This window comes from Ruegeria sp. HKCCA4812 (assembly GCF_013034245.1).
Taxonomy (GTDB): Bacteria; Pseudomonadota; Alphaproteobacteria; order Rhodobacterales; family Rhodobacteraceae; genus Ruegeria.
Genome location: NZ_WQFQ01000006.1, coordinates 23,844 through 46,072 on the forward strand (window position 1 = coordinate 23,844; position 22,229 = coordinate 46,072).

Consider the following 22,229-nt stretch of genomic DNA (forward strand, 5'->3'; position numbering starts at 1 on the left):
GGCCGCGCGTCACCCTTGGGACAGGATGGGAAACAGCGGAGATCTTTATGTCCTGGAATGTGTGCGTTGTCGGCGCTGGAAAGATCGGACAGATGATTGCAACCCTGTTGAAAGGGTCGCCGAATTACTCTGTGACGGTCGCTGATCATGATCTGAAAGCGCTTGGTGATATCTCGAAGATGGGCATTGGAACCAGACAGATCGATGCCAATGACGCGGACGGGCTGGCCCGGGAACTGACCGGTTTCGACGCAGTCATCTCGGCAGCGCCGTTCTTCTTGACCCCTTCCATCGCCAAAGCGTCCAAAGCGGCGGGCGCGCATTATTTCGACCTGACCGAAGATGTTGCGGCAACGAATGCAGTACGTGAACTGGCCGGGGACAGCGCAACTGCGTTTATGCCGCAATGCGGTCTGGCGCCAGGTTTTGTCGGCATCGCCGGAGCTTCGCTGGCGGCGGAGTTTGACCAGATTGACAGCCTGCACATGCGGGTGGGGGCATTGCCGCTTTATCCGACCAACGCACTGAAATACAACCTGACCTGGTCCACCGACGGGTTGATCAACGAATATTGCAATCCATGCGATGCCATCGTGAACGGCAAGCTGGTCAAGACCGCGCCGTTGGAGAACTACGAAATTCTGGGCCATGACGGCGTGGAATACGAATGCTTCAATACTTCGGGCGGTCTGGGCACCTTGCCGGAAACGCTGGAAGGCAAGGCGCGGGATGTGTCCTATCGCTCGATCCGCTATCCGGGTCATTGCGATATCCTGAAGCTGCTTTTGAACGATCTGGGGCTGGAACGCCGCCGCGACCTGCTGAAAGAGATATTCGAGGCCGCCCTGCCCCGCACCGATCAGGACGTGGTACTGGTATATTGCACCGCAAAAGGCGTCATTGATGGCGTGCTGCGCGAAAAGTCCCTGATCAACAAATCCTTTGCCCGCACCATCAATGGACAGGTCTGGAGCGCCATTCAGGTCACGACCGCCGCAGGCGTGCTGGGGGTGGTCGATCTGATGCGGATCGGAGCGCTGCCCTCGAAAGGCTTTGTCCGGCAGGAACAGGTCAAGCTGGACGATTTCCTCAACACTGAGTTTGGCCAGCTGTATCGCGCTGGCGACGTCACCGAACAGAACAAGGCGGCCTGAGATATGAAAGACATCGTAATGACAGCCCAAACCACGCTTGCAAACCTGGATCTGACCGAGGCCCAACTCAAAGGCGGCACGCTCAAGGTCACGTCGCCGATTGACGGAAGCCTGCTGGCCGAAGTGCACGAGACGCCGATCTCGGACATGGACGCCATCTTTTCCCGTGCAAAGGCCGCGTTCAGGGAATGGCGCGTGGTCCCCGCCCCGCGCCGGGGTGAACTGATCCGCCTGTTGGGTGAAGAGCTGCGCGCGGCCAAGGATGATCTGGGTGCTCTGGTCAGTTGGGAAGCAGGCAAGATCACCTCGGAAGGTCTGGGCGAAGTGCAGGAGATGATCGACATCTGTGACTTTGCCGTCGGCCTGTCGCGTCAGCTTTATGGTCTGACCATCGCGTCCGAACGTCCAGGCCACCGGATGATGGAAACCTGGCATCCTGCTGGCCCGGTTGGTGTGATTTCCGCGTTCAATTTCCCTGTCGCGGTTTGGTCGTGGAATGCTGCTCTGGCCCTCGTATGCGGTGATCCGGTGATCTGGAAACCGTCCGAAAAAACCCCGCTGACGGCGCTGGCCTGTCAAAAGGTTTTCGAACGCGCCCTGGCCCGATTTGGCGATGCGCCGGACGGTCTTCTGCAAACGCTTATCGGTGGCGCCGATCTGGGAGAAAGACTGGTGGCCAGTGAAGATGTTCCGGTGATCTCGGCCACGGGATCGACCCGCATGGGCCGTGCTGTCGCCCCCATCGTCGCACAGCGCTTTGGCAAGTGCATTCTGGAACTGGGTGGCAACAACGCAATGATCGTCGGCCCTTCGGCTGATTTGGAGATGGCGGTGCGCGCGATTGTCTTTTCGGCAGTTGGTACCGCCGGTCAACGCTGCACCACGCTGCGTCGCCTGATCGTGCACAACTCGATCCGCGAAGAACTGGTGAGCCGTCTGAAAAAAGCCTATTCGGGTCTGCCCATCGGCAATCCTCTGACAGACGGCACGTTGGTTGGGCCGCTTGTGGACGAAGCGGCGGGCGCGGCGATGACCGCGGCTTTGAAAGCGGCCGAAGCGGAAGGCGGTTCGGTGTTCGGCGGCAACCGCGTTACCGAAGGCGTTCCAGCAGGCGTATACATGGAACCTGCGATTGTCGAAATGCCGGGTCAGACCGCGACCGTGAAAACCGAAACCTTTGCGCCGATCCTCTACGTCATGGGCTATGACGATTTCGACGACGCGGTAGAGCTTCAGAATGACGTACCGCAAGGCCTTTCATCCTGCGTGTTTACCCTGAACATGCGCGAGGCCGAGCAGTTCCTGTCCGCAGCCGGATCCGATTGCGGAATTGCCAACGTCAATATCGGGCCCTCAGGGGCAGAGATCGGTGGCGCCTTTGGCGGAGAGAAGGAAACCGGCGGCGGGCGCGAAAGCGGTTCGGACGCGTGGAAAGCCTATATGCGCCGACAGACCAACACCGTGAATTACTCGGCCGAACTTCCACTGGCACAGGGCGTCAAATTCGACATCTGAGTGTCGCTGGATAGTTGTCGGGCAAAAACTTGAAAAGCCCGCAAAAACACCACCCGGGACGACCAGTCCCGGGTGTTTGTTTTTACCTATATGTAGAAGCAATGTTCAGGCTGCGGGTTTCGATGTAGACGCTGCGGCGGTCATTTCGATGCAGATGGGTTGTCGTGAATGTCGCCAGGGCGGCGGCAACGCGCGTATCGTTTCCATGATGGCCATCCGACGCGTTTCGGTAGGAGGCCATCCGTGACTTCGAGCCACCTCATAGATCGGGGAATGACCCTGTTCGGTGCGCTGGGGCTGTTCATCTCGAACGTGGCCGATGTGCTAGAACCGTATAGCAAACGGCGTCTGAAGGCGGGATTGGACGCCGATCTGGTGGTTCTTGACGAAAACCTTGCTGTACGGCATGTGATGGCCGGGGGGGAGCAGCATGTCCGCGAAGGCCAAATAGCCCGACGTGGCATGCATGAACAGTTCAAAGCGTCCGCGCGGTCCCCGGTGACTGCCCGCTTCAGCACCGGAAGGTAGTTAAGACATGTGCCCTGCACCCATTGATGCAGAGACCCCACGCGGGTTCATTATCCCGATCGGGGGCGGCGAAGATCGCGTCAAGGAAATGCAGATCCATCGCAAGTTCGTTGAGCTTTCTGGCGGCAGCGATGCCGACATCGTCGTGATCCCGACAGCCTCGATGCTGGAAGAAACCGGGCCCGATTATAACCGTATCTTTTCCGAACTGGGTGCGGGCAAAGTAGAGTTCCTGCCTATCTCGCGCAGGGCGGATTGCGACAACCCCGAGTATGTCGCGATGCTTGATCGAGCGACCGGAGTTTTCATGACAGGTGGAAACCAGTTGCGCCTGTCAGCGATTCTTGGGGGAACTCTGGTCGCCCAAAAAATCCGCCGGCGGAATGCAGCCGGTGTTCCGGTTGCCGGAACTTCGGCGGGTGCTTCGATCATGTCTGAACACATGGTTGCCGGTGGCAGCAGCAACTCGGCTCCGGCGGAAGGCAACATTACACTTGCACCAGGTATGGGCCTGACCAATGCCGTCATCATCGATCAACATTTCACCCAGCGTAACCGTCTGGGTCGCCTGCTAACGGCTTCATCTTTCAACCCATTTTTGATTGGTTTGGGAATTGACGAAGATACGGCCGCCTTCATTGGGCCCGACAATGTCTTTGAAGTCATCGGCAGCGGCTCGGTTACTGTCGTGGATGCCAGCCAGTTGACTCATTCATCAATGTGGGATGCCCGGCGGGGCGAAGCGCTTAGCCTTCTGGGACTTCGGCTTGACGTTCTGGGTGAAGGGTGCCGTTATGACCTGACGGCTCGCCAGGCTTTTCCGCCGGATGAGCATCTGGCGTTCTGCACCTTGCCGGATTTGTCCGGGGAAGAGGCCGCAAACGGGGGGAATAAAAGCTAACCAACGGGGAGCCTCATGAAAATAATCTCGACCAATGTCTTTGTCGGCCCGAATGTCTGGGCAAGTTTCCCGGTTATACGCCACGTCATCGATCTGGGTATTCTGGAAGAGTGGCCATCGGCAAAAATTGGTTCCGAGTTTATCGACGCGTTGATCGAAGCGCTTCCTGGCCTTGCGGAGCATGGCTGTTCCTACCGCGAACCCGGAGGTTTCATCCGCCGTCTGCGTGAAGACGAAGGCACGTGGCTTGGTCACGTTCTGGAACATTGTGCCATCGAGGTTCAGAACGTAGCGGGCACTGACGTGACCTTTGGCCGGACACGCAGCACAGGTGAGCCGGGCCAGTACAACATGGTGTATGAATACCGTCAGCGCGACGTTGGGCTGGACGCAGGGAAGCTGGCAATGCGGTTGCTGATGCATCTGTTGCCGCAATCCCTGAAAGATCTGGTGGATTACGATTTCGACCCGGCCTTTAACTGGGACGACGAACTGCGCAGCTTTGTTCTGCGCGCACAGCGCAAGGAATTCGGCCCGTCGACCGGGTCGCTGGTCAAGGCGGCGCAAGAACGCGACATTCCCTGGATCAGACTCAACTCTGGCTCGCTGGTGCAATTCGGGCACGGCAAATACCAGAAACGCATTCAGGCGACGATTACATCCGAGACCAAACATATCTCGGTCGAGATTTCCTGCGATAAGGAAGATACCCACAACCTGCTGAACGATCTTGGCCTGCCGGTTCCACAGCAGCGCATGGTCTATTCCGCACGCGAAGCTGTGCGCGCTGCGGCGCGCATTGGCCATCCGGTGGTCGTCAAACCATTGAACGCCAATCATGGGCGGGGCGTTTCGATCAATTTGAATTCGGATGAAGAGGTCGAGGCTGGCTTCGCCGAAGCAAAGGAACATTCCCGCAGCCGCGCCATTCTGGTAGAGAGCTTTGTCACCGGGTTCGATCACCGGATGCTTGTGGTGGACAACAAGCTTGTTGCGGTGGCAAAACGGGTTCCAGGCCATGTGGTCGGTGATGGTACGCACACGATTGCCGAGTTGGTCGATATCGTGAACGAAGACCCGCGTCGGGGCATCGGGCATGAAAAAGTGCTGACCATGCTCGAGATCGATACTCAGGCCAGGCGCCTTATGGATGCCGCAGGCGTAACCGAAGAGACCGTCTTGCCGGACGGTGAAATTTTCTATCTGCGTTCGACGGCAAACCTTTCGACCGGCGGCACTGCGATCGACCTGACAGATGTGGTCCATCCCGAAAACCGCGACATGGCGGAACGAGCCATAATGGCGGTTGGGCTGGATGTTGGCGGCGTCGATTTCCTGATCGATGACATCACCAAATCGTACAAAGACATCGGCGGTGCCATTGTCGAAGTGAACGCAGCACCCGGTTTCCGCATGCATGTGGCGCCATCCGAAGGACAACCGCGCGATGTAGCTGGCAAAGTGATCGACATGCTGTTTCCAGCCAATGAGGAAACCCGCATTCCGATCGCCGCGATCACCGGCACCAACGGCAAGACGACGACGTCCCGAATGCTGGGCCATATTATGAAGACCAGCGGCAAAACCGTTGGCATGACCTCGACCGACGGGGTCTATGTCGATGGTAAGCTGAGCGTCAAAGGTGACATGACCGGGCCAAAATCCGCGCAGATCGTCTTGCGCGATCCGATGGTTGATTTTGCCGTGATGGAAACCGCGCGCGGCGGGCTTGTGCGGTCTGGTCTGGGATACCAGCGCTCGAACGTGGCGGCATGCCTTAACGTTTCGGCCGACCATCTTGGCCTTGGCGGCATAAACACAGTCGAGGAACTGGCCGTGGTGAAACGCGTGGTGGTGGAAAGCGCGACGGATACAGCGGTTCTGAATGCTGATGACATCAATTGTCTGAAAATGGCTGACTACGCCGGGGCGGATCAGATTTTCTACGTCACGACCAACCCCGGCCACAGCCTGGTCAAGGAACATATCAAGGCGGGCGGAAAGGCCATTGTTCTGGAAAAAGGCATGAACGGAGACATGCTGACGATCTATGACAACGGGCTTCACATTCCGGTCCTGTGGTCGCATCTGATCCCCGCCGCACTGGAAGGCAAAGCGATCTTCAACGTTCAAAACGCCATGTTTGCTGCCGCCATGGCCTACAGCTTCGGGGTCGATCTGGACAACATCCGGCATGGGTTACGCACCTTCGATACCAGCTATTTCCAGGCGCCGGGGCGCATGAACGTCTATGACGAACATCCGTTCAAGGTCATCCTGGATTACGGCCACAACCCCGCCGCTCTCAACGCGATGGCCGCGTTGGCGGATCAATTGGAGATCAAAGGTCGCCGATTGTGTGTCGTTGCCATGCCCGGCGACCGGCGCGATGAAGATATCATCGACGGAGCTGCCGCGCTGGCCGGGCATTTTGACCATTTCATCTGCAAGGCCGATGACCGCCGCAGAGGCCGAGGACATGATGAAGTACCGCGGATGATGCGTCAGGCACTGATCGACAATGGCGTTGACGACGCATCCATTACGGTTATCCCGGATGAGGTCGAGGCCGTAAATGCCGGGCTGCAACAAGCGGTACCGGGGGATCTGTTGGTAATCTTCGGCGACGACACTACGCGCTGCTGGAAACAGATCATCTATTTCAGCTCTGACGGTGCAACCCCAGATGCCGAGGCTGTACCGAAGACCACGACCGTCGACACATCCTTCGAGGACATGTTCGAAAACGATCAGAATTTGATCAGGGACGAGCGCGGTGTGCGCCTGGCGCGTGAAAACAGCGAAGACGCGGACTGAGCGAGGGCACCGGAATGGACCGGATTGAAGAGCTTGAAACCGCGCTGACCATAATAAGTGCGACCGCTGATCATATTCAGGTCGACGATGCCCGGCGTCTGACGGGGCCTGGCCTGTTATGGAACAAACCCGGCGCGGTGATGGATGTATTTTTCACCGGAATTGATCCATCCAGGGTCTCGGCCCTGTGGGAAAAAAACGCCCGGCGAGTGCTGGACGCGCTGGGATGGACGGATCAGGATTTGACCCATCGCACATTCACTGGCGGTGTAAATCTGGCGATTTCCGCACCAATGGATCAGCTGTATTCGGCGATCTTCGCGGTGCAGACGGCGTGGCACTTCTGTGCCGCCGAGTTGTTGGATGCAACTCCCGGTGACTTTGATCAAATGGTGGCCGATGTCAAAGCTGTTATGGTCAAAGAAGCCAATCCCCGCCTGATCGACCTGATCGCTGCGGCCGAGGCGCATGGCGTGGATATTCTGTGCGACGACGATGAGGTTTCAATCGGGCACGGTACAGGTAGTCAGGTCTGGCCGGTTGATGCCCTGCCCGTCCCTGGTGATGTGGACTGGTCCAGCCTTCACAACATTCCAGTTGCGTTCATCACCGGCACCAATGGCAAGACCACGACGACCCGGTTGCTTGAGGCGATCGCGCGGGCATCTGGCAAAGTTGCAGGGCTGACCTCGACCGAGTTTGTGCGGGTCGGCAACGACATTCTTGACCGAGGCGATTACTCGGGCCCGGGTGGCGGCCGGATGCTGCTGCGCGACAAGCGCCTTGAGATCGCCTGCCTTGAAGTGGCCCGCGGGGGTATTCTGCGCCGTGGCCTGCCAACGCGTGCGGCCTCGGCAGCCGCAGTCACAAATGTTGCGAATGACCATTTGGGACAGTACGGCGTCAATACCGTGCCGGAACTGGCACAGGCGAAATTCGCCGTGCATCGCACACTTACCGATGGTGGCGTGCTGGTTCTGAACGCTGATGATGCGTATGTCCGTGCCGAGGCAAAAAACACGTCGACAAATATCTGGTGGTTTTCCTTGGATGCACAAGCGGATCTGATCCGTGACGCGCGCGATTCCAACAAATGCTGCGCCTATGTGCAGCAGGAAAATATCGTGTTTTTCGATGGCACTTCCGAAAAGACGGTGATTGCCGTGTCAAACGTGCCCGTGACCATGGGCGGGGCGGCGAAATACAACACCCTGAACGCCTTGGCCGCCATGTGCCTTGCTCTGGCGCTGGACCTACCCCTTCAGGCAGTGCGAGATGGATTGGCCGGTTTCAAACCCGATGCAAAGGACAATCCGGGGCGCTGCAACGAGTTCAACTATCATGACGCCCGTGTTTTTGTAGATTTCGCACATAACCCGCACTCGATCTCTGCCGTGTGCGAAGCGCTGTCAGGACTTCCGGCAAAACGTCGCTTTATCATGCTCAGCCATGCGGGCGACAGATCGGATCAGGACATTCGGGACGTCACCGCGACGGCTTTGAAATTCCAACCTGACGTAATCGTTGCAGCCGAACTGGAAGGCTATCTGAGAGGCCGGGCGTTGGGAGAAATCCCGGACCTGATCGAATGTACGGCCTTGAAGCACGGATACAACGCTGATCAGATCCAAAGGGCCCCATCCCCTTCTCAGGCCGCGGCCAGGATTCTTAAACAACTTGAGCCGGGCGATCTTGCCTTGTTGCTTGTCCTGTCAGAACGCGACGCCGTTCTTGAGATGCTGGGCGCTTAGGTACGACACCTATTGGCGTACCCCGGCGATCTATTGGAAAACAAACAAACCCCGCATTGGATTTGCGGCATCCAAGAAATCACGGCCACGAATGACTGTTGGCCTGATCATGGGTTTTCTATATTTGTGAGGACGTAATCCACCGTTCAATCTCGCCTGGGGAAACTGAGCGAAACCAATCACCCGAGTTGTCAGGTCACGGTGGATCTCAGCGGGCATTCGGCGATCACTAAGCTTTGGAACACAGTCCGGGCCTAACAACACAACCCTGATGTTGTTCGATTGCCGATTATCTGGTGCGCCACTTACTCGCCCAACAGCTGCGACAGTTTTTCTGCACCCCGGCGCAAAGTGTCGAGAAATGACTTCAGACTGCCGACATCATGCCGTTGCGTCGGGGCATGAACTGAAAGCGTGGCAACCAGCCTGCCATGCGCGTCCTGCACCGGCACGGCAATCGCCACCATGCCCGCCATGAATTCTTCGTCGTCGGTGGAAAATCCCCGCTCGGCGGTGATCTTGATTTCACTCAGCAGGGCCTTCGGCTCTGTTAAAGAACGGGCGGTCTGCTCCTTCAGCTTTCCGGCTGACAGAAACCCGTTCAGAGTTTTGGGACGCAAGGTGGAAAGGTACATCTTGCCACTGGCCGTGCAATGGAACGGCACCTGGGTTCCGATCGGCAATTGAATCCGCAACGGCCATTTTGTTTCCACTCGGTCAAGATAGATCATGCCTTCGCGATCCGGGATGGCCAGATTGCATGTTTCGCCCACTTCGTCGGCCACGCCGCGCAGGATGGCGAGACGCGCGGTCCGCAAATGCTCGGCGGACATGGTATTCACGGACAGCCGCCGCAGTCTTCTGCCCGGACCATAGGACCGTCCGTCAAGATCGCGTTGCAGGAACCCTTCTGCCTCTGCCGTTTGCAGCAAACGATGGATGGTGGGTTTGGCCAATCCCAATGCATCGATCAGATCCGAGGGTTTGACCGCAACGCCGCGCCGTGCCACCTCTTCAAGGATCAGCAACAGGCGCAGGTTGGTGGGAATCTGAGTTTCTCTGTCTTTAGTATCAGTCTCGGCCATCCTTCAACATTCTAGTTATTTGGCAGAAGGATCAAGGCCAGTTCGGGGACCAGCGACACCAATATCCAGACGGATAGCAGGGACACCAAGTAAGGCACCGTATAGCGCAGCAACCGGAAGTACGGCACGCCCGTCACGCCTGAAGCGACATACAGGTTAAGCCCGTATGGTGGTGTGATAAACCCGATGGACGCCCCGACCAGGAAGATGACCGAGAAATGGATTGGATCAATTCCAACCGAGGCTGCGATCGGCGCAAGGATCGGGGCCAGGATGATGGTGACCGGAAGGCTTTCCAGCACCATGCCTGAAAAGAAGACGATCACCATCGATGTGAACAGAACCGCATGGTACCCCCCCATGGAGGTCACGAAGTTTCCGATTGTTTCCTGTGCGCCAAGCAGGGACAGGATCTGCTGCATCACCACCGAAATTGCGATCAACGGGGCCAGGATACCCGTAATCTGGGCAGACCTGATGACGATTGAGGGGATCTCTGGGATCGTGAACCCTTCGACCACGAACATTTCAGCGAAGCTCTTTTCGGTTGGCGGTATATCGTTCCGGGCCCCCATGATGCGGTTGATCGGGTAGCTGACCAGCCCCGCGATGACACAAAAGCCCACGGTCACGCCGGCGGCCTCTGTCGGAGAGAACTTGCCGGTATAAATGCCCCAGAGCACAAGACCGATGGCGAAAAAGCCGAGCCAGGCACCAAAGGCGGTTTTCAGCACCCGGTTCAATTGCAGCGGGATCAGATAGCCCCACCCGTTCATGCGGCAGATGATCCAGCATGCCAGTTGCATCCCGATGACCATCAGCGCACCGGGCAGAATACCGGCCACGAACAATTCGGAAATCGGCAGGTTCATCAGAAAGCCATAGACGATGAAGATGATCGAAGGGGGGATGATGATACCGACAGTGCCGCCCGCAGCAGCGGTCGCGGCGCTGAACCGTTCGTCATAGCCGCCCTTTACCATCTCGGGGTGCAGCATCGACCCGATGGTCGCCGTCGTGGCCGAGTTCGACCCCGAAATCGCCGCAAACAGCCCGCAGGCACCCAGCGACGCCATTGCCAGCCCGCCGCGTATCCAGCCCAAACAGGCATAGGCAAAATCACTGAGCCTTCGCGCGATACCGGATTTGTTGATCAGATCTCCGGTCAGGATGAACAGCGGCATTGCCAACAGGGCGAAGCCCTTGTTGAAGACGTTCAGCAGTTCGGCCCCCATATTGTCCAGCGTCAGACCAAGGACAAAGGAACATCCAATGACCCAGTAACCGATGACCAGCAGCACCGGCACGCCCAGCATGAACAGAAAGGTGACCCCCAGCGAGATCAGTGTAACAAGTGTTCCGTCTGTCATCAGTCTGCCCCGATCACGGCCTGCTTGATCAGCGGCTCGCCTGTTTTCCAGTTGTGCAAATCATCGGCGAGGTTCTGAAACACGCGACCGACCATCAAGAAGAATGACAATGGTGCAGCCAGCAGGAACCACCACTGCATGATATTGTCCGTGCCCAGAACGATCTGAAAGTTCGAGGCCGAAAGCGCCACCAGTCGCGAGGTGGTCACGATAACGATCACCGCAAAGATGAACCACAGTACCGCGTCAAGAAACAGGCAGGCTAATTGCCCGCCGCGGGGCATAGCGGTGCGGAATTCACTGAAACTCAGATGCGTGCGCAGGCGTACGTTGTAGGACGCTCCAAACCAGGCCATCACCATGAAAAGAAGCGGAGGAATGGTCGTGGACCAGGGTTCCTGATCATTGAAGACAAACCGGTCGATCACGCCCCAGAAAATGATCAGCGCGATGGCAAGATAAGAATACACCATGACCGACCGTTCCAGATGACGTTCGATCAACGGCACCTTGCGATAGATCAGCATGACCAGCAAACCCCCGATCGCGGCAACGACCGCACCGACGATCCAAGCCGCGTCGGATTCCAGAGCAAGTTGAATCTCGAAAGAATCCTGGCTGAGAAAAGCGCTGAATATTGCGCCAATGTCTGCCCAAAGTGACATGAAGCCCGTCCTCCCAGTGGGTATTGATTGAACCGGCCCATTCGGGCCGGTTCTGGCAGTCTAATCAGGCCTCGCCCTTCCACCAGCGGCGCGGCTCGACATTTTCCGGCAGCGTGTCCGCGGGGATCTCGCGCGCGATGTCGTAGATCTCCTGGTATGTGTCGATGCCACCGGCCCATTTGTTCAGCCGCTCGCGCCACTGCGCCCACGGCTCGGGGTTGTAGTTCGGAGCACACATTTCTTCGGCCAGTTTGATCTGGTCCTCCGGCAGGAAGGCAGGGCGCACACCGTTTTCCGCAAAAATGGTTTGCGGCAATTGCGGATCCGAGAATCCGACAGTGTTCAGCAGTGCCGCCTCGTTCGCTCCCTGAATCAGAGCCTGGGTGAAGTAGGACGACTCCATCACGGCATCCTGCAATTCACCGCCCAGCCCATCGAATACTTTGGCAGACATCGAAGTGTGTTCGGTACCGCAGAAGAACTTCAGGTTCACCGATTGCGAGACCACAGGTGCCATGTTCGCATAAGCCACCGCCGAGGCCCAGGTTTCCGCACCATCGATCAGACCGGTCTTTAGCGCATCCAACGTTTCTTCCCATGCCACCGGAACAGGGTTCAGGTTCAGCAGTTGCATCGCGATCCGGCCCAGCTGCGTGCCCGTCACGCGGTTCTTGGTCCCGAACAGCTCTTCCAGCTTGGTGACGGTCGGCTTGTCGGCAAAGGTTGAGCCCATTTGCAGACCGCGCAGTTCACAATGGGTGAACAGGAATTTCAGACCGTGACGCTTTTCAAGCGGGTCGCGCAGGATGCGCTGGCTGGCGGGGCTGTAGAAGAAATGATACTGCGCCGCCCGGCTGGGGAACATATAGGCATAGTCCAGAACGTTCAGATAAGGCGCACCGCCGGCCGAATTCTGTGTCGAGGCCGCGTAGATATCGACGATTCCCTGCTGGGTTTTCTCAACACAGCTCAGCTGACCGCAAATCTGGTTGTCGCCGATGAACTCGATGCGAATCTCGCCATCTGTGCGTTCTTCCAGGTCGCGTGCAAACTCGATGGCGCCGGCGCGCTCGATTAGCAGGTTGCGGGTGTTGAAGCCCGACGCACCAAATTTCAACGTGTGCTTCGGTTCTTTCGAAAAGCGTTTTTCATACGTGGATTCCGCCGCTTGCGCCAGATTGGCCAAGCTCATTGCCCCGCCAAACCCTCCTGCTGCAAGCAGCGTCGAGCTCATGCCATAGCGCCCTGCCACCCGAAAAAAATCCCGCCGAGAAATACCACTCAGTTTCCGACCAATCTCCATTGCTTACCTCCCTGTTCGCAATTATTGAGACGTTTTGTATCAAAAAAGGCTAGTATATTTCTTGCATCTTGCATAGAGTTTTTTTCAACGACGTTGGAAGGAGGCGGTCATGGAAGTGGATTATGCGGTAGTTGGCGCGGGGTCTTCGGGCTGTGTCATCGCCAATCGGCTCAGCGCCGACCCCAACACGACCGTCGCGTTGTTGGAGGCTGGCGGCCGCGACACCAACCCCTGGATCCACATCCCGGTTGGCTATTTCAAAACCATGCACAACCCTTCGGTGGACTGGTGTTACAGGACCGAGCCCGATCCGGGCCTGAACGGGCGCTCGATCGACTGGCCACGCGGCAAGGTGCTGGGCGGCTCATCCTCACTGAACGGTCTGCTCTATGTGCGCGGCCAAAAAGAAGATTATGACCGCTGGCGCCAGATGGGGAATGTCGGCTGGGGCTGGGACGACGTGCTGCCTCTGTTCAAACGCAGCGAAGATCAAGAACGCGGCGAAGACCCGTATCACGGTGTCGGTGGGCCGCTGTCGGTGTCGAACATGCGCATTCAGCGACCGATCTGCGACGCATGGGTCGCGGCAGCGCAAGCCGCCGGATACCCGTTCAATCCGGATTACAACGGCGCAGATCAGGAAGGCGTAGGGTATTTTCAGCTGACCACCCGCAATGGGCGCAGGTGCAGCTCGGCCGTGGCGTATCTGAAACCCATTCGAAACCGACAAAACCTGAACATCATCACGAACGCATTGGTGACACGCATAACGCTGGATGGGAAACAGGCGACCGGACTTGTCTATCGGGATCGCGCAGGCAATGAGAAAACCCTGAAGGTACGACGCGAAATCATCCTGTCCGGCGGCGCAATCAACTCTCCTCAGATTCTGATGCTGTCGGGTATCGGCGACCCGGACCACCTGAAGAAAAACGGCATCGATCCGGTCCATGCCTTGCCCAATGTCGGCAAAAGACTACAGGATCACTTGCAGGCCCGTCTCGTTTTCAAATGCAATGAGCCCACATTGAATGACGAGGTGCGCAGCCTGATCAATCAGGCCCGTATCGCGCTCAAATATGCTTTGTTCCGCGCCGGTCCGATGACCATGGCGGCCAGCCTTGCGACCGGATTCATGAAAACGCGCCCGGACGTGGAAACACCCGACATTCAATTCCATGTACAGCCTTGGTCCGCCGACAGCCCCGGCGAAGGCGTGCACCCGTTTTCCGCCTTTACCATGTCCGTGTGCCAGCTGCGGCCGGAAAGCAGGGGTGAACTGCATCTGAACGGCCCGGACCCATCACAGCATGTAAAGATCATTCCGAACTATCTGTCGACGGAAACGGATTGCCGAACCATCGTCGACGGCGTGAACATCGCCCGCAGAATTGCACAGCACAATCCGCTGGCATCGAAAATTTCCGAAGAGTTCCGCCCGACGTCACAACTTTCGACCGACGATTACGAGGGCACGCTGGACTGGGTCAGATCGAATTCCGTTTCGATCTATCACCCAACAGGGACCTGCGCGATGGGTACGAATGAAACCGCAGTCGTTGACCCCGCGCTAAAGGTGCACGGCATCGGAAACCTGCGGGTCGCGGATTGTTCGATCATGCCGGAAATCGTCAGCGGCAACACAAACGCCCCCGCGATTATGATCGGAGAAAAGGCGAGCGACTTGCTTGCCGCAGGAACATAGCGCGGCAGGCCGCGTATCCGGATCCCAGGAAAACTGGGCAACCCGGCTTGCAGATCTCAGGGAAAGTCCGGTGATGCCATTCCTGCCCTGACCTAACGCAGAGGCGGTGTCAGCCACTGCGCCGACATCCCATAGTTGGAATTCTTCAACTCCTGTTTGGCAATAGCCTGAAGATGGACCTCATCCGGTCCATCCGCATAGCGCAACGCCCGGGCCCAAGTGTAACTGTCGGCCAATGGCGTGTCGGGTGTCATGCCCATTGCGCCAAAGACCTGCATTGCACGATCCGTAACCTTTGCATGTACCTGGGGCGCCACGACCTTGATCAGGGATATTTCGCGGAAGGCCTTTTTCGCCCCCACCTGATCTATTTTCCAGGCCGCCTTCAGGGTCAACAGCCGCGCCTGTTCAATTTCCAACCGGGATTTGGCGATCCATTCACGGATCACGCCTTGTTCCGAGAGTTGCTTGCCAAAGGTCTTCCGTTCCTGGGCACGTTCCACCATCAGGTTCAGTGCCATTTCCGCCGCCCCGATCGAGCGCATGCAATGGTGAATTCGCCCCGGCCCAAGCCGCGCCTGAGCCAGTGCAAAACCGCTGCCTTCCTCGCCCAGCAGATTGCCGACCGGGACGCGCATGTCCCTGAACACCAGTTCAGCATGGCCTTCGGGATCGTGCATGTTCAGGATCGTCGGATTGCGCACGATCTCCAAACCGGGCGTATTCCTTGGAACGATGATCATGCTTTGCTGTTTATGGCGATCGGCGTTCGGGTCGGTTTTGCCCATGACGATGAACAGTCTGGTATTGGGGTGGCACGCATTGGTGATGAACCACTTGCGGCCATTGACGACGTATTCGTCACCCTCGCGCCGGATGGATGTCGTTATGTTGGTCGCGTCCGAACTGGCCACGTCGGGTTCGGTCATGGCAAAGGCCGAGCGGATCTTGCCGTTCAACAGCGGCGCCAACCAGTCTTCGCGCTGTTCGGGCGTTGCGAACATGTGCAGCAATTCCATGTTCCCGGTATCCGGCGCGTTGCAGTTGAAGACTTCCGAAGACCAGCTCACCTGACCCATCAGCTCGGCCAGGGGCGCGTAATCAAGATTGCTGAGCCGCGTTCCGGGCTCATCATCCTGCAAGGAGGGCAGGAACATGTTCCAAAGCCCTTCGGCGCGGGCCAGCGACTTGAGGTCTTCCATGAACGAAACGGGGAAATTGCCGGCTTCTATTTCCTCTTTGTGGTCGCGAATGCGCGGATAGATATGCGCCTCCATGAAGGCTTTCAGCCGGTCGTGCATTTCCGTGGCGCGTGGCGATTGAGCAAAATCCATTGTGATCCTCTTCAGTGAGTTGCAGCAGCGATTTCGTCGAGCGCCATTTGCGCCAGAGGGGCCACCAGCCCCTTGAACGCCATTGCGTTCTCGTTCGATGCGTTTCCCGCCAGCGCACGGCTGTAAACACCCTGTGCAATCGCAGCCATCCGGAAAAAGGAAAACGCCAGATAGAAAGTCCAGTTTTCAATCTCCGGCAGGTCACGCAGCGAACAATACCGCTCGATCATCTCAGCTTCGGAAGGGATGTTCAAAGCAGCGCGATCCAGCCCTTGCAGCCCCCGGATCAGACCGGTGGGCGGCAATCTGAGACACACACAGAAATAGCCCAGATCAGCCATCGGGTGGCCCAGCGTCGACAGTTCCCAATCCAGAACCGCGGTGATCTGCGGGGCATCCGAAGCGAAGATAAAATTGTCTATGCGAAAGTCACCGTGGATCAGACTGACCGAACCGTCACCATCGGGCAGGTTGCGTGACAGCCAGCCCAAAAGCTGTTCCATCTCGGGAAGATTACTTGTTTCTGCGGCGCGATACTGTTTGGTCCAGCGGCTGTATTGGCGTTGGAAATAGTTTCCCGGTTTGCCGAAGTCCGACAGGCCGACGGCGCCTGTGTCAACCGAATGCAGCGCGGCCAGAACCCGGATCATTTCGTCGAACACCGGATGATGGTCGGCCACGTCCAACTCGGGCAGCGCCGGGTTCCAGAAGATACGGCCCTCCTGGAAGCTCATGACATAGAACATGGAACCGATGACTTCCGTGTCCTCACACAGCACGTAAGGTTTGGCGACCGGAACCGCAGTGCCATGAAGTGCCTTCAGAACACGATATTCCCGATCCACCGCATGGGCCGAAGGTAACAGGTCACCTGGCGGTTTGCGGCGCAGCACGTATTTCGAACCACCGGCCTTCAGCAGATAGGTTGGGTTCGACTGCCCGCCCGAAAACTTTTGATAGGACAATGGGCCGGCGAAGCCTTCGATATGGCGCCCCAAATATGTCGAAAGCCGCTGGGTATCGAGTTCGAGGCCGGATGAGGTCATGCATGAAACTCCGTATTCCGCCAGGATACGATTCAGCTTACCGCCCCCAATGACATTTGTGAAATTTACTTGCATGATCGCCGGCATAAATCTGGTGAATGACATGACGACCAAGCTCAACAAGATCGACCTGAACCTTTTTGTTATTTTTGACGCCATCTACACCGAACGAAATCTGACCCGCGTTGCCGAACGCCTGTCGATCACGCAACCGGCCGTCAGCAACGCCCTGACCCGGTTGCGCAAGACACTGAACGACCCGCTTTTCGTGAAGACCAGCACGGGGATGCAGCCCACGGCCCTGGCAGAGAGCATTTCGGACAGGATCTCAGCCGCTCTTCACCAGTTGCAAGCCGCATCGGCGCAGGGTGAACGGTTCGACCCGTTCACCAGCAAACGGCTGTTCCGGGTCAGTTTGGTCGATCTTCACAGCCTCATCATCCTGCCCGGGCTTTTGTCCAGGTTTCAGCGCACGGCACCCCAGGTCGAACTCAGCCTCGTGCGCATTCCCCGCCGGGATACGCGCAAGGCGTTGCAGCAGGGCACGATCGACATCGCGTCGGACATTCCGATGCCGGACAGTTCGGATCTGATCAGCCAGACCATCATGAAGGACCGCTATGTCTGTGCCATGCGACCCGACCACCCGCTGGGTTCGGGCCCATTGACGCTGGAGCGTTATCTTCAGCTGACACATCTGCATGTTTCCTCACGGCCTCAGGGGGCGAGTCCGGTCGACATCGTCCTGCGCAAACTGGGCGCACGGCGCAAACTCGGGCTTCAGATGCAAAGTTATCTGAACATCCGGGATATTCTGCACAATACAGATATGGTTGCCACGCTGACCGAATGCAGCGCGCGTGAAATGGGGCTGCGCATGTTGAGGCTGCCGGTTGAAGTGCCTCCGATCGAACTTCGCCTTTATCGGCATATCCGTTCCGACGGCGACGAAGCCGTACAATGGATGTTCGACCAAATTGCAGGTCGCACCGTCAGAGCGAACGATACGGAACAGCATCATAGGGTCGATCAGAATTGATACGGAACCCCGGGCACCATGTGTCGTCAGGATATCAGAGGCGCCAACCGTCAGGTCCGCGAAACCTCAAGGTCGGACGCGTCACGTGTTGATCTGACTTTCAGACTTCTTGGGTAACGCGTCATAGGTCGCCTGAAGATAGGCAAAGCCATATCTTCGGTCAGGCTCCAGATGCGTCCCCTCTGCCCACTCGTTCCACGCGTTTATGAAAACGATTTTTTCGTCGGCACTGTATTTTTCCTGCGCAAGAACCTGGCGGCACAAATGTTCCGTCCAGCGCTTGTAGGCATCGATCGTGAACCGCCCCATAATCCGGGGGGCATCCTGATTGCGCGCGGTATTGTCCCATGAGAGCGTGGAGGACCGAAACAGCTTGTACCGGGGTTCCGGCTTTTGAAGCTCTGCCTCGACCACGGCCTGGTAATCCAGAACGGCTCCTGTGAACTCTGGATTGTAGATCCCCATCTCATCCGTGATGTCGGTGCGCTTTACCTGATGCGGCGGGAACTCCATAGCAGCGTCAAAACCCAGTTTCTCGGGGTCGCCGATATCGAAAGTCTGGGCAGCTATGAGATACAGGTCCGGCTCGCCCCAGCTTTGTGCCTCTTTTCGCCAAGCCGCGGTTGTTTCCTCGATATTCGGTATGATGTTCGCTCGGTACACGATGAAAACCGGTTTCCCATCTATCCGAATATAACGCGGATCATCAAAATATTTGCGTATATGGCGGAGAAGGTTCAGGGAATCCTCGATCGAATGGTTCTGCGCGATAAGAACGTCGTGCGCCCGTCCGTCCCAGCGGCGCGTCCAGTTTTCATTTGCCCATGTCAGGCAAAACGGCATGTCGACTTCCGGATTGCCCAACATTTGTTCGAGCGGGTGCTCCATCAAGGTCTTTCCGCCGAACCAGTAGTAGTAATAGGAGAACCCTCCTATCCCGTAAGATTTCGCGATCCGCGCCTGTTCGACCATGATTTCTGGCAACCGCAAGTCGTAGTAACCCAGATGAATCGGACAATGAGGTTGGTAATGGCCCGGATAATTCGGAACCGCCTTTCCGACATTGGACCATTCGGTAAATCCTTTGCCCCACCATTCATCATTCTCTTTGAAGGGGTGAAATTGCGGCAGGTAATGCGCAATCGCCCGCACTGCGGGTTCAGCTTTGGCAGGCGGGTCGAAGGGTTTGAACTCTTCGGCCTGACCGATGGCTTCAAACCCCTGCCTGTTGGATTGCCCCGGTTTGTCCCAACCCCTTTTGGGGTCTCTTTTCTTGGCTGAATTTCTGAACCGCCTTGCCGTACGTGGCGACAAAGGTGGGCTGAGTTTCGACGCTGCGGTCAGCAAATAGTGTCTGACATCAGCACCTGTAGGCCTGATTGTAGGATTTGCATAACGGAAGGTTTCTGGCTCATCTGAACCGTTTAGAAGTGAAGATGAGACGGAAAGCTGGAACCGACAAACCTACAGCTGAACAGGTCGTCAAGGACATTCGCCGCGAGACACGCAAGCACCATTCTGCGGAGGAGAAGATCCGCATTGTGCTGGAGGGTTTGCGCGGCGAGGAGAGCATCGCCGCGCTCTGCCCTCACGAGGGGATTGCCGCGAGCATGTACTATTCCAGGTCGAAAGAGTTCCTGGAGGCCGGAAAGAAGCGGCTGGCAGGCGACACGGCCAGGCAAGCGACGAGCCCCGAAGTGAAGGAGCTGCGGGCCGAGGCGTCGGCCCTGAAGGAGGCCATTGCCGACCTCACCCTGGAAACCGCCTACTCAAAAAAAGTATGCTCGGTGATGGGGACGACGACATATGAGATACCTCGCAACGGAGAAGATCGAGATCATCCGACTTGTCGAGCAGTCCCACTTGCCAACGAAGAGAACGCTGTCGAGGCTGAGCATTCCGAAAACCACGTTCTACCGCTGGTGTGCCCGCTATGAGGCGTTTGGTGAAGCGGGGCTTGAAGATCGCCGTCCACACGCCGGCCGGGTCTGGAACCGCATCCCTGACGAGATCCGGAAGGCCGTCGTTGACCTCGCTATTGATGAGCCGAAACTATCGCCCCGCGAGCTGGCATTCCGCTTTACAGACACGAAATGGTACTTTGTGTTAGAGCCTTCGGTCTATCGTATCCTCAAGGAGCAGGATCTGATTACTGGGCCGGCGTTCAACGTGATCAAGGCTGCCGACGAGTTCCATGACAAGACCACGAGACCGAACCAACTTTGGCAGACCGACTTCACCTACCTAAAGGTGACTGGCTGGGGTTGGCTTTTTCTCTCGACGATCCTGGGCGACTTCAGCCGTTACATCGTGGCATGAAAGCTTTGCACAACGATGAAGGCCGACGATGTTACCGACACTCTGGAACTGGCGTTGGAGGCATCAGGCTGTTCGTCGGCGACCGTCCGACATAAATCGAGGCTGCTCAGCGACAACGGCTCATCATACATCTCTGGTGACCTGGCGGATTGGCTCCAAGATCAAGGAATGGACCACGTTCGAGGGGCACCAAATCATCCGCAGACCCAGGGCAAGATCGAGCGGTGGCACCAAACGCTCAAGAACCGCATCCTGATGGAGAACTATTACCTACCGGGCGCACTCGAGGAAGCGATCAGAGCCTTCGTCGACCACTACAATCACCGCCGCTATCACGAGAGTCTCGGCAATCTGACACCGGCCGATATCTACTTCGGTCGCAGCGACGGCATTCTGAAGGAAAGGAGAACCATCAAGGAAAGAACACTGAAACAGCGACGCTTGCTCAACCTCGGGAGCGCCGCGTAAGATCGCAATCAATGAGCCAGGCCGTCCTAAACGCCGTCGGCTCAATCGGAGTACTTCATTCGATGACGGACAATCTTGCCGCTCCGATCAAAAAAGGCTTTGCATCCCCTAACGCGGCTTTGCCATTTGGCTGCGCTTGATGATCGGTTTCTTGCCTTCGCTTCACCGGTGAAAAACCAATTCAATCGTTTCTCAGATTGGCGTCGCTGAATGCAAAAGATCACAGACCTTACTCAGCAGCCCGGATCCGTCGTACTTGAACCGGGGTTGACCCTAACTGTGTTTGCAAGGAAGTAACGATCATGCCCATTCCACAGATACGGCGGGCAGGATTGTCACAGATTACGATCATAAGCGTTTGATACAACAGCAGTGGTGTACTGCCGAAGATGCTGAATTCCATCCCAGAGGGCGTGCCGACAATTTCGGTCGACAATGGCTCGGATGATATAGAAGCGGTTCGGCAAATGGCCGAGGCACATGGCGCAACTCTGATCGAAAGCCCCGACAACATCGGGTTTGGCCGCGCATGCAACCTTGGTGCCGCCAAGGCAACAACGGACCTGCTTTTTTTTCTGAACCCGGATTCTCACTTGCTGCCCGGAGCATTGGATGCGTTGCAAGAGGGGGCCGACAATCATCCGGATGCGTCAGCCTTCAACCCTGCAATTCTGGACCGGAAGGGGGCTCCTCGTTTCAGGCGATACAGTGTGATCATTCCCCGAAATGAAACCCTGCCCAGGAAAACAGCCGATTCCGATTTTGAATTGCCGGTCCTCGTCGGCGCGGCCTTCCTGGTCCGCCGCGAAGCATTCGAGGCGGTCGGCGGGTTTGATCCCGAAATCTTTCTGTATCATGAGGACGATGACCTGAGCCTGCGGCTCAAAGCCGTTTGCGGGCCACTTTACTATGTTCACAACGCTCGGATGCGCCACGCCAGAGGCAAATCTTCGCCGGGAAGTCCCGCCATCGCTGGCCTGAAAGGCTGGTATATGGGGCAATCGCGGGTTTACGTCGCCCGCAAACATGAAGTCCCGATGGCCTTTGGTCGGGCCCTGGCATCGGCGCTGCTGCAATTGCTGTCTCCGGCTGTGTTGTTTTCAGCGAGAAAACGCGCCAAGCAATGGGCCTTCTTGCGCGGTGTCTGGCATGGCCGGAATGCCCGACCAGCCCCGTTCAGACCTTGATCGCAAAGCGCGAAGCCGTTTGCGGCTCAAGCAAAATCAAGC

At 57.3% G+C, this 22,229-nt stretch carries 15 protein-coding genes and 2 pseudogenes; 10 read left to right on the forward strand and 7 right to left on the reverse strand.

The annotated features are described in order from the left end of the window. Window positions 1-47 precede the first annotated feature (47 nt). From GOW04_RS15965 to GOW04_RS15990, 6 genes are all read left to right on the forward strand, one after another. Window positions 48-1,154, forward strand: a complete 1,107-nt coding sequence (locus GOW04_RS15965) for a saccharopine dehydrogenase family protein (protein WP_171233222.1) — start codon at window positions 48-50, stop codon at window positions 1,152-1,154. A gap of 18 nt (window positions 1,155-1,172) precedes the next feature. Then, window positions 1,173-2,669: an aldehyde dehydrogenase family protein gene (locus GOW04_RS15970; RefSeq protein WP_171233345.1), complete on the forward strand. Its 1,497-nt coding sequence runs from the start codon at window positions 1,173-1,175 to the stop codon at window positions 2,667-2,669. Window positions 2,670-2,912: 243 nt separating this feature from the next. Further along, a complete protein-coding gene (locus GOW04_RS15975) occupies window positions 2,913-3,197 on the forward strand; it encodes a hypothetical protein (RefSeq protein ID WP_171233223.1) in 285 nt (94 codons plus the stop codon). Between the two features lie 7 nt (window positions 3,198-3,204). Continuing rightward, complete coding sequence (locus tag GOW04_RS15980; protein ID WP_171233224.1) at window positions 3,205-4,098, forward strand: cyanophycinase; 894 nt, start codon at window positions 3,205-3,207, stop codon at window positions 4,096-4,098. Between the two features lie 15 nt (window positions 4,099-4,113). Beyond that, window positions 4,114-6,915, forward strand: coding sequence for a cyanophycin synthetase (cphA, locus tag GOW04_RS15985; protein WP_171233225.1), 2,802 nt, complete (start codon window positions 4,114-4,116; stop codon window positions 6,913-6,915). Between the two features lie 14 nt (window positions 6,916-6,929). Further along, on the forward strand, window positions 6,930-8,666 hold the full coding sequence (locus GOW04_RS15990; protein ID WP_171233226.1) for a Mur ligase family protein: 1,737 nt from the start codon (window positions 6,930-6,932) through the stop codon (window positions 8,664-8,666). Window positions 8,667-8,971: 305 nt separating this feature from the next. Here GOW04_RS15990 and GOW04_RS15995 read toward each other — a convergent pair whose 3' ends face one another. The 4 genes from GOW04_RS15995 to GOW04_RS16010 all read right to left on the reverse strand — a co-directional run bounded on the left by GOW04_RS15995 (window position 8,972) and on the right by GOW04_RS16010 (window position 13,089). After that, the gene (locus GOW04_RS15995) at window positions 8,972-9,751 is read right to left on the reverse strand and encodes an IclR family transcriptional regulator (protein WP_171233227.1); all 780 of its coding nucleotides are present in this window, start codon (window positions 9,749-9,751) and stop codon (window positions 8,972-8,974) included. 11 nt (window positions 9,752-9,762) lie between these two features. Then, window positions 9,763-11,121, reverse strand: coding sequence for a TRAP transporter large permease (locus tag GOW04_RS16000; protein WP_171205791.1), 1,359 nt, complete (start codon window positions 11,119-11,121; stop codon window positions 9,763-9,765). Continuing rightward, window positions 11,121-11,786 (reverse strand): TRAP transporter small permease, encoded by a 666-nt coding sequence (locus tag GOW04_RS16005; RefSeq protein WP_152460474.1) that lies wholly within the window; start codon window positions 11,784-11,786, stop codon window positions 11,121-11,123. The genes GOW04_RS16000 and GOW04_RS16005 overlap by 1 nt, the downstream gene beginning before the upstream one ends. A 64-nt stretch (window positions 11,787-11,850) precedes the next feature. After that, on the reverse strand, window positions 11,851-13,089 hold the full coding sequence (locus tag GOW04_RS16010) for a TRAP transporter substrate-binding protein (protein ID WP_152460475.1): 1,239 nt from the start codon (window positions 13,087-13,089) through the stop codon (window positions 11,851-11,853). 109 nt (window positions 13,090-13,198) lie between these two features. Between GOW04_RS16010 and GOW04_RS16015 the strand changes: the two genes are divergently transcribed. After that, entirely contained in the window at window positions 13,199-14,794 is a 1,596-nt protein-coding gene (locus GOW04_RS16015; protein ID WP_171117970.1) for a GMC family oxidoreductase, read from the forward strand. 92 nt (window positions 14,795-14,886) lie between these two features. On the opposite strand, the gene GOW04_RS16020 is transcribed toward GOW04_RS16015, so the two are convergent. After that, window positions 14,887-16,128, reverse strand: a complete 1,242-nt coding sequence (locus GOW04_RS16020; RefSeq protein WP_171233228.1) for an acyl-CoA dehydrogenase family protein — start codon at window positions 16,126-16,128, stop codon at window positions 14,887-14,889. 11 nt (window positions 16,129-16,139) lie between these two features. Next, window positions 16,140-17,174: a phosphotransferase family protein gene (locus GOW04_RS16025; protein WP_171233229.1), complete on the reverse strand. Its 1,035-nt coding sequence runs from the start codon at window positions 17,172-17,174 to the stop codon at window positions 16,140-16,142. A gap of 73 nt (window positions 17,175-17,247) precedes the next feature. On the opposite strand from GOW04_RS16025, the gene GOW04_RS16030 reads away from it, so the two are divergent. Beyond that, on the forward strand, window positions 17,248-18,213 hold the full coding sequence (locus GOW04_RS16030) for a LysR family transcriptional regulator (RefSeq protein WP_171233230.1): 966 nt from the start codon (window positions 17,248-17,250) through the stop codon (window positions 18,211-18,213). 81 nt (window positions 18,214-18,294) lie between these two features. Here the strand turns inward: GOW04_RS16030 and GOW04_RS16035 are convergent, their stop codons facing one another. Continuing rightward, a complete protein-coding gene (locus tag GOW04_RS16035; RefSeq protein ID WP_174830446.1) occupies window positions 18,295-19,560 on the reverse strand; it encodes a glycoside hydrolase family 99-like domain-containing protein in 1,266 nt (421 codons plus the stop codon). An 89-nt stretch (window positions 19,561-19,649) separates the two neighbouring features. On the opposite strand from GOW04_RS16035, the pseudogene GOW04_RS16040 reads away from it, so the two are divergent. Together GOW04_RS16040 and GOW04_RS16045 are read left to right on the forward strand one after the other, a co-directional pair. Further along, window positions 19,650-21,000: pseudogene (locus GOW04_RS16040) on the forward strand (IS3 family transposase). Between the two features lie 374 nt (window positions 21,001-21,374). Beyond that, window positions 21,375-22,187, forward strand: a pseudogene (locus tag GOW04_RS16045) (glycosyltransferase family 2 protein); the annotation flags it as partial. Window positions 22,188-22,229 lie beyond the last annotated feature (42 nt).